Origin of the sequence: Streptomyces sp. NPDC029044 (assembly GCF_040637495.1) — a bacterium.
Taxonomy (GTDB): Bacteria; Actinomycetota; Actinomycetes; order Streptomycetales; family Streptomycetaceae; genus Streptomyces.
On the sequence record NZ_JBEZWN010000004.1, the window covers coordinates 295,370 to 304,309 of the forward strand.

Sequence of the window (8,940 nt, forward strand, 5' to 3'; positions counted from 1 at the left end):
TCAAGAAGCCCGAGGTGGCCGCGGTGCCCATCCGACCCCGCTGTGCCGCGGCCACCTCGTCACCCCACCCAGAACCGACATGACCACACCCCTGTTACGCATCAAGGACGACATGAGCCAGCACTCAGCTGCACCTGCCCCCACCCCCACGTCCGCCACGGCCGTCGCCAAGCGCCGCGACTGGTGGCGGGACGCGGTGATCTACCAGGTGTACCCGCGCAGCTTCGCCGACAGCAACGGCGACGGCATGGGCGACCTGGAGGGTGTCCGCACCCGGCTGCCGTACCTGCGCGACCTCGGCGTGGACGCCGTGTGGCTCAGCCCCTTCTACGCCTCGCCGCAGGCCGACGCCGGATACGACGTCGCCGACTACCGTGCCGTCGACCCCATGTTCGGCAACCTCCTGGACGCCGACGCGCTGATCCGCGACGCCCACACGCTGGGCCTGCGCATCATCGTCGACCTGGTGCCCAACCACTCCTCCGACCAGCACGAGTGGTTCAAGCGGGCCGTCGCCGAGGGCCCGGCCTCCTCGCTGCGGGACCGCTACCACTTCCGCCCGGGCAAGGGCGAGAACGGCGAACTGCCGCCCAACGACTGGGAGTCGATCTTCGGCGGCCCGGCCTGGACCCGCGTCACCGAACCCGACGGCACGCCCGGCGAGTGGTACCTGCACCTCTTCGCCCCCGAGCAGCCCGACTTCAACTGGGAGCACCCGGCGGTCGGCGACGAGTTCCGCTCCATCCTGCGCTTCTGGCTGGACATGGGCGTGGACGGCTTCCGTATCGACGTCGCCCACGGCCTGGTGAAGGCGGAGGGGCTGCCCGACCTCGGATCCCACGACCAGGTGAAACTGCTGGGCAACGATGTCATGCCGTTCTTCGACCAGGAGGGCGTGCACGAGATCTACCGCCAGTGGCGGCTCATCCTCGACGAGTACGCGGGGGAGCGCATCTTCGTCGCCGAGGCCTGGACGCCGACCATCGAGCGCACCGCCCACTACGTCCGCCCCGACGAGCTGCACCAGGCCTTCAACTTCCAGTACCTCAGCACCCACTGGGACGCCGAGGAGATGCGCGAGGTCATCGACCGCACCTTGGAGGCCATGCGCCCGGTCGGAGCCCCCGCCACCTGGGTGCTGTCCAACCACGACGTGACCCGGCACGCCACCCGCTTCGCCAACCCGGCAGGGCTCGGCACCCAGATCCGCCTGGCCGGCGACCGCGCACTCGGACTGCGCAGGGCCCGGGCCGCGAGCCTGCTGATGCTGGCGCTGCCCGGCTCGGCCTACGTCTACCAGGGCGAGGAGCTCGGGCTGCCCGACGTCGTCGACCTGCCGGACGAGGTGCGCCAGGACCCGGCGTACTTCCGGGGCGCGGGCCAGGACGGCTTCCGCGACGGCTGCCGGGTGCCGATCCCGTGGACCCGGACGGGTTCGTCGTACGGCTTCGGTGCCGGCGGCAGCTGGCTGCCGCAGCCCGACGGGTGGGGCGAGCTGAGCGTCGAGGCACAGACCGGCGTGCCCGGTTCGACGCTGGAGCTGTACCGGGCCGCGCTCCGTGTGCGGCGCGAGCAGCCCGACCTCGGCGCCGGCACGTCCGTGGAGTGGCTGCGGGCGCCCGAGGGGGTGCTGGCCTTCCGGCGCGGGGAGTTCGTGTGCGTCGCCAACACCACCGGCGAGTCGGTGGCGATGCCGGCGTACGGCCGGGTGCTGGTGGCGAGCGGGGAGATCGTCGAGGTCGACGACGAGGCGAAGGTGCCGGCCGACACCACGGTGTGGTGGACCACCGCGACCGCGGGCGTCCGCGCCTGATTTTCCTTTGAATTCCGTACGGCCCGCTGCCCTTTCGGGCGGCGGGCCTCTACTATCTGCGTCACCGCAAGGTTTCTGAACCTTGCAGCAAGAGCCTTCAACGAAGAAGGAAACCCCACATGGCACGCAGATACCTCGCTTCCGCCGTCGCGCTCGCCGCGGCTGCGGTTGTCATGAACCCGACTGGTGCACAGGCCTCCCCACCTGGCACCAAGGACGTCACCGCCGTCCTCTTCGAGTGGAACTTCGCCTCGGTGGCCCGCGAGTGCACCACCACCCTCGGGCCCGCCGGATACGGCTACGTCCAGGTCTCCCCGCCCGCCGAGCACATACAGGGCCCGCAGTGGTGGACCTCGTACCAGCCGGTCAGCTACAAGATCGCCGGCCGGCTCGGCGACCGCGCGGCCTTCCAGAACATGGTGAACACCTGTCACGCGGCCGGTGTGAAGGTCGTCGTGGACACCGTCGTCAACCACATGGCGGCCGGCAACGGCACCGGCACCGGCGGCTCGTCGTACACGAAGTACACCTACCCCGGCCTGTACTCGGCGCCCGACTTCGACGACTGCACGGGCCTGATCAACAACTACCAGGACCGCTGGAACGTCCAGCACTGCGAACTGGTCGGCCTCTCCGACCTCGACACGGGTGAGAACTACGTCCGCGGCGCGATCGCCGGCTACATGAACGATCTGCTCTCCCTCGGCGTCGACGGCTTCCGCATCGACGCGGCCAAGCACATGGACGCCGCCGACCTGGCGAACATCAAATCCCGGCTGAACAACCCGTCGGCGTACTGGAAGCAGGAGGTCATCCACGGCTCCGGCGAGGCCGTCCAGCCCACCGAATACACGAGTAACGGCGACGTGCAGGAGTTCCGGTACGCCTACGACCTCAAGCGGGTCTTCAACAACGAGAACCTCGCCTACCTGAAGAACTACGGCGAGGGCTGGGGCTACATGAGCAGCGGGGTCTCCGGCGTCTTCGTCGACAACCACGACACCGAGCGCAACGGCTCGACCCTCAGCTACAAGGACAACGCCACCTACACCCTGGCCAACGTGTTCATGCTGGCCTGGCCCTACGGCGCCCCGGACATCAACTCCGGCTACGAGTTCTCCGACCACGACGCGGGCCCGCCGAACGGCGGTCAGGTGAACGCCTGCTGGCAGAACGGCTGGAAGTGCCAGCACAACTGGCCGGAGATCAAGTCCATGGTCGGCTTCCGCAACGCCACCCGGGGCCAGGCCGTCACCAACTGGTGGGACAACGGGGGTGACGCGATCGCCTTCGGGCGGGGCGGCAAGGGGTTCGTGGCCATCAACCACGAGTCGGGCTCCCTGACCAGGACCTACCAGACGTCGCTGCCCGCGGGAACGTACTGCGATGTGCAGAACAACACGGCGGTGACGGTGAACTCCAGCGGGCAGTTCACGGCGACCCTCGGTTCGAACACGGCTCTGGCGATCTACGCGGGCAAGTCCGGCTGCTGAAGTCGGGCGCCGTACGCGGCCCCGGCCGTCCTGTGTCGGCCGGGGCCGCTCCTCCGGCTCAAGTCCGGTGGTTGAAAGTTCTTTCCAATGGTTTCAAGCCTCTTGCTGTAAGCGTTTCGGCGGCGATACGGTCGCGCGGGGTCGGACCCGAGAGAGCCGCGATGCAAGGAGTCCACGTCAGTGATACCGAGATGGCGTGCGCCCGCAAGGCGCCGAACTGCCCGTACCGGACGGGTCGCCGCGGTCACCGCCACCGCGCTGGCCGCAGCGCTCGTCCAGCCGCTCGCCGCCGGGGCGGCCACCCCACCGGCGCCCCCGTCCGACGCCAAGCTCGCCGCCGAGCCCGCCCGGCACGACGCCACCCGTGAGCAGTTCTACTTCGTGCTGCCGGACCGTTTCGCCAACGGCGACCCGCGCAACGACAAGGGCGGCCTGACCGGCTCCCGCCTCGCCACCGGCTACGACCCCACCGACAAGGGCTTCTACCAGGGCGGCGACCTCAAGGGCCTGACGAAGAAGCTCGACTACATCAAGGGCCTCGGCACCACCGCCCTGTGGATGGCCCCGATCTTCAAGAACCAGCCCGTGCAGGGGACCGGGGCGAACGCCTCGGCCGGCTACCACGGTTACTGGATCACCGACTTCACCCAGGTCGACCCGCACTTCGGCACCAACAAGGACCTGGAGAACCTCATCTCCAAGGCCCACGCCAAGGGCATGAAGGTCTACTTCGACGTCATCACCAACCACACCGCGGACGTCGTCGACTACGAGGAGAAGTCCTACGACTACCTGTCCAAGGGCGCGTTCCCGTACCTGACGAAGGACGGCAGGCCGTTCGACGACACGGACTACGCGGACGGCAAGCGCGACTTCCCGGAGGTCGACGGCGACTCCTTCCCGCGCACGCCGGCCGTCCCCACGGCGAAGAAGAACGTCAAGGTCCCGTCGTGGCTCAACGATCCGACGATGTACCACAACCGAGGCGACTCCACCTTCGCCGGTGAGAGCTCCGCCCACGGCGACTTCTCCGGGCTCGACGACCTGTGGACCGAGCGGCCCGAGGTCGTGCGCGGCATGGAGAAGATCTACCAGCGCTGGGTACGGGACTTCGACGTCGACGGCTTCCGGATCGACACCGTGAAGCACGTCGACATGGAGTTCTGGACGCAGTGGGCCACGTCCCTCGACGCCTACGCCGCCAAGCGGGGCCGGGACGACTTCTTCATGTTCGGCGAGGTGTACTCGGCCGACACGGACGTCACCGCCCCGTACGTCACCCAGGGACGCCTCGACGCCACCCTCGACTTCCCCTTCCAGGAGGCGGCCCGCCAGTACGCCTCACAGGGCGCGAGCGCGCAGCAGCTCGCCGGTGTCTTCGGCGACGACTACAAGTACACGACCGGCAAGGCCAACGCGTACGAGCAGGTCACCTTCCTGGGCAACCACGACATGGGCCGGATCGGGTCCTTCCTGAAGCAGGACGACCCGAAGGCCACCGACGCCGAACTCCTCGCGAAGGACAAGCTCGCCAACGAGCTGATGTTCCTCAGCCGCGGCAACCCCGTCGTCTACTACGGCGACGAGCAGGGCTTCACCGGCCCGGGCGGCGACAAGGACGCCCGGCAGACCATGTTCGCCTCGCGCACCGCCGACTACCTCGACGACGACCGCATCGGCACCGACCGCACCCACGCCGAGGACGCCTACGACACCAAGGCGCCGCTCTACCGGCAGATCAGCGCCCTCGCCAAGCTCCGCAAGGCCAATCCCGCGCTCACCGACGGCGTCCAGCAGCAGCGGTACGCGGCCGACGGCCCGGGCGTCTACGCCTTCTCCCGCACCGACGCGAAGACCGGCACCGAGTACGTCGTCGCCTTCAACAACGCCGGCGAGGCGAAGACCGCGACCTTCCCGACCGGCTCGGCCGGCATGACCTTCAAGGGCATCCACGGCACCACCGCGTCCGCGAAGAGCGACGGCGACAAGAAGCTCACCGTCACCGTCCCGGCCGGCTCGGCGATCGTCCTCAAGGCGTCCGGACGGCTCGCCAAGCCCGCCACCGCGCCCACGATCACCCTGAAGGCCCCGGCCGCGGGTGCGACGGGAACCGTCGAGGTCACCGCCGACACGGACGGCGGACAGCTGAACCGCGTCGTCTTCGCCGCGCAGACCGGCAACGGCACGTGGCAGGTCCTCGGCTCCGCCGACCACGCCCCGTACAAGGTCACCCACACCATCGGCAAGGACGTGGCGCCCGGCACGGCCCTGCGCTACAAGGCCGTCGTCATCGACTCGGCCGGCCGCACCGCGAGCGCCCGCGCCGCCTCCACCACCGGCACCCCGCCCGCCCCCGAACCGCCCACCGCCTCCTCCCGCGACTACGCGATCGTCCACTACAAGCGCGCCGACGGTGACTACGCCGACTGGGGCCTGTACGCCTGGGGCGACCTGGCCGAGGGCGAGGCCACCGAGTGGCCGAAGAGCCACCCCTTCACCGGCCGGGACGCCTATGGCGCCTTCGCCTGGGTCAAGCTCAAGCCCGGCGCCTCGAACGTCGGCTTCCTCGTCATCGACAAGAACGGCACCAAGGACGTCTCCGCCGACCGCACGATCGACGTCACCAAGACCGGCGAGATCTGGATCGAGCAGGGCAAGGAGACCGTCACCACCGAGCGCCCGGACCACCCGGCGCCCGACAAGAGCAAGGCCGTCCTGCACTACCACCGGGCCGACGGGAAGTACGACGGCTGGGGCCTGCACGTCTGGACCGGCGCCGCGAACCCCACCGAGTGGTCGAAGCCCCTCGAACCGGTCAAGACTGATTCCTATGGCGCAGTCTTCGAGGTACCGCTCACCGACGGAGCCACCAGCCTCAGCTACATCCTGCACAAGGGCGACGAGAAGGACCTGCCCACCGACCAGTCGCTCGACCTCAAGGCGAACGGCCCCGAGGTGTGGCTGGTGAGCGGCCAGGAGAAGTACCTGCTCCCGCAGCCCGCCGGCAGCGCGGCCGCCCTCGACCTGACCACCTCGAAGGCCGTCTGGATCGACCGGAACACCCTTGCCTGGAACGGTTCCGACGCCGCCGCCTCCACCCAGCTGCTCTACGCCCGCGACGGCTCGATCACGGTGCGGGACGGCGTCCTGACCGGTGACGCCAAGTGGCTGCGCCTGGCGAAGAGCGAGCTGACCGACGCCCAGAAGGCGAAGTTCCCGCACCTGAAGGAGTACGACGCCTGGACCGTCGACCCGCGCGACCGCGACCGGGTCCGTGAGGCCCTGCGCGGCCAGGTCGTCGCCACCCAGCACGCGGTGAACGGAGCGGTGCTCGCGGCGACCGGCGTCCAGCTCGCCGGTGTCCTCGACGACCTGTACTCCGGTGCGACCGAGGCCGACCTCGGGCCCACGTTCGACAAGGGCCGCCCCACGCTGTCCGTGTGGGCGCCGACCGCCCAGCAGGTGTCCCTGGAGATCGGCGGCTCCACCACCGCGATGCGGCGCGACGCCGGCACCGGCGTCTGGTCCGTCACCGGCCCGAAGTCCTGGAAGGGCAAGCCCTACCGCTACGTCGTGAAGGTCTGGGCGCCCAGCGTCCGCAAGGTCGTCACCAACAAGGTCACCGACCCCTACGCCCTCGCCCTCACCGCCGACTCGATGCGCAGCCTCGTCGTCGACCTGGACGACAAGGCGCTCAAGCCGTCCGGCTGGTCGGCGTACACCAAGCCGAAGGCCGTGCCGCTGCGGGACGCGCAGATCCAGGAGCTGCACATCCGGGACTTCTCCGTCGAGGACCGCACGGCGAAGCACCCCGGCACCTACCTGGCCTTCACCGACAAGGCCAGTGACGGCAGCAAGCACCTGCGCGAGCTGGCGAAGGCGGGCACCTCGTACGTGCACCTGCTGCCCGCGTTCGACATCGCCACCATCCCGGAGAGGAAGGCCGACCAGGCGCAGACCGACTGCGACCTGGCCTCCTTCCCCGCCGACTCCGACCGGCAGCAGGAGTGCGTCGGGAAGATCGCCGCGAAGGACGCCTACAACTGGGGCTACGACCCGTTCCACTACACGGTCCCCGAGGGCTCCTACGCCACCGACCCGGACGGCACCGCCCGCACGGTCGAGTTCCGCAAGATGGTCAGGGCCCTCAACGACGACGGGCTGCGGGTCGTCATGGACGTCGTCTACAACCACACCGCCGCGAGCGGCCAGGCGGACACCTCCGTCCTGGACCGCATCGTGCCCGGCTACTACCAGCGGCTCCTCGCCGACGGGTCGGTCGCGAACAGCACCTGCTGCGCCAACACCGCCACCGAGAACGCCATGATGGGCAAGCTCGTCGTCGACTCGGTCGTCACCTGGGCGAAGGAGTACAAGGTCGACGGCTTCCGCTTCGACCTCATGGGCCACCACCCGAAGGCCAACATCCTCGCGGTCCGAAAGGCCCTCGACGCGCTGACCCTCGCCAAGGACGGCGTCGACGGCAAGAAGATCATCCTTTACGGGGAGGGCTGGAACTTCGGCGAGATCGCCGACGACGCCCGGTTCGTCCAGGCCACGCAGAAGAACATGGCCGGCACCGGCATCGCCACCTTCTCCGACCGCGCCCGTGACGCCGTGCGCGGCGGCGGCCCCTTCGACGAGGACCCCGGCGTCCAGGGCTTCGCCTCGGGTCTGTACACCGACCCCAACTCCTCGGAGAACAACGGCACCGAGGCCGAGCAGAAGGCCCGTCTGCTGCACTACCAGGACCTGATCAAGGTCGGCCTCTCCGGCAACCTCGCCGGCTACCGCTTCACCGACACCGCGGGCAAGGAGGTCAAGGGCTCCGAGGTCGACTACAACGGCGCCCCCGCCGGGTACGCCGACGCCCCCGGCGACGCCCTCGCCTACGCCGACGCCCACGACAACGAGTCCCTGTTCGACGCGCTCGCCTTCAAGCTGCCCGCTGCGACGAGCGCGGCCGACCGGGCCCGGATGCAGGTCCTCGCCATGGCGACGGCCACCCTCTCGCAGGGCCCGGCCCTCTCCCAGGCGGGCACCGACCTGCTGCGCTCCAAGTCCCTGGACCGCAACTCCTACGACAGCGGCGACTGGTTCAACGCCGTCCACTGGAGGTGCGAGGACGGCAACGGCTTCGGCCGCGGCCTGCCCATGGCGGCCGACAACACCGACAAGTGGCCGTACGCCAAGCCCCTGCTGAGCACCGTCAAAGTGGGCTGCGAGCAGATCGAGGGCACCTCGGCCGCCTACCGTGACCTGCTGCGGATCCGGAGCACCGAGCAGGACTTCTCCCTCGGCACGGCCGCACGGGTGCAGTCCCGGCTGTCCTTCCCGCTGTCCGGCGAAGACGAGACGCCCGGCGTGATCACCATGCGCCTCGGTGACCTCGTCGTCGTCTTCAACGCCACGCCGGAGAAGCAGGAGCAGCGCGTGCCCGCACTCGCCGAGACGGGGTACCGCCTGCATCCGGTCCAGGCGGCGGGGGCGGACTCTACCGTCAAGTCCGCCTCCTACGCTGCCGAATCGGGAACCTTCGCCGTTCCGGGGCGCACGGTCGCCGTCTTCACCCGGGCCGCCGGATAGCGCACTACGTTGGGTGGGGCGGGGCCGGGGGCACCGCCCCCCCCCCCC

3 protein-coding genes are annotated in these 8,940 nt (G+C 69.6%); all 3 read left to right on the forward strand.

The annotated features are described in order from the left end of the window. Positions 1-112 precede the first annotated feature (112 nt). The 3 genes from AB0E85_RS06240 to pulA all read left to right on the forward strand — a co-directional run bounded on the left by AB0E85_RS06240 (position 113) and on the right by pulA (position 8,892). Entirely contained in the window at positions 113-1,813 is a 1,701-nt protein-coding gene (locus AB0E85_RS06240; protein ID WP_361923109.1) for a glycoside hydrolase family 13 protein, read from the forward strand. A 119-nt stretch (positions 1,814-1,932) separates the two neighbouring features. Further along, complete coding sequence (locus tag AB0E85_RS06245; protein ID WP_361923078.1) at positions 1,933-3,306, forward strand: alpha-amylase family protein; 1,374 nt, start codon at positions 1,933-1,935, stop codon at positions 3,304-3,306. 180 nt (positions 3,307-3,486) lie between these two features. Further along, complete coding sequence (gene pulA / locus AB0E85_RS06250; protein WP_361923080.1) at positions 3,487-8,892, forward strand: pullulanase-type alpha-1,6-glucosidase; 5,406 nt, start codon at positions 3,487-3,489, stop codon at positions 8,890-8,892. Positions 8,893-8,940 lie beyond the last annotated feature (48 nt).

What these genes read in the sequence shown, in the direction of transcription:
- AB0E85_RS06245 (WP_361923078.1), top strand. Translation starts at nt 1,933, where the DNA reads ATGGCACGCAGATACCTCGCTTCCGCCGTCGCGCTCGCCGCGGCTGCG.
- AB0E85_RS06240 (WP_361923109.1), top strand. Translation starts at nt 113, where the DNA reads ATGAGCCAGCACTCAGCTGCACCTGCCCCCACCCCCACGTCCGCCACG.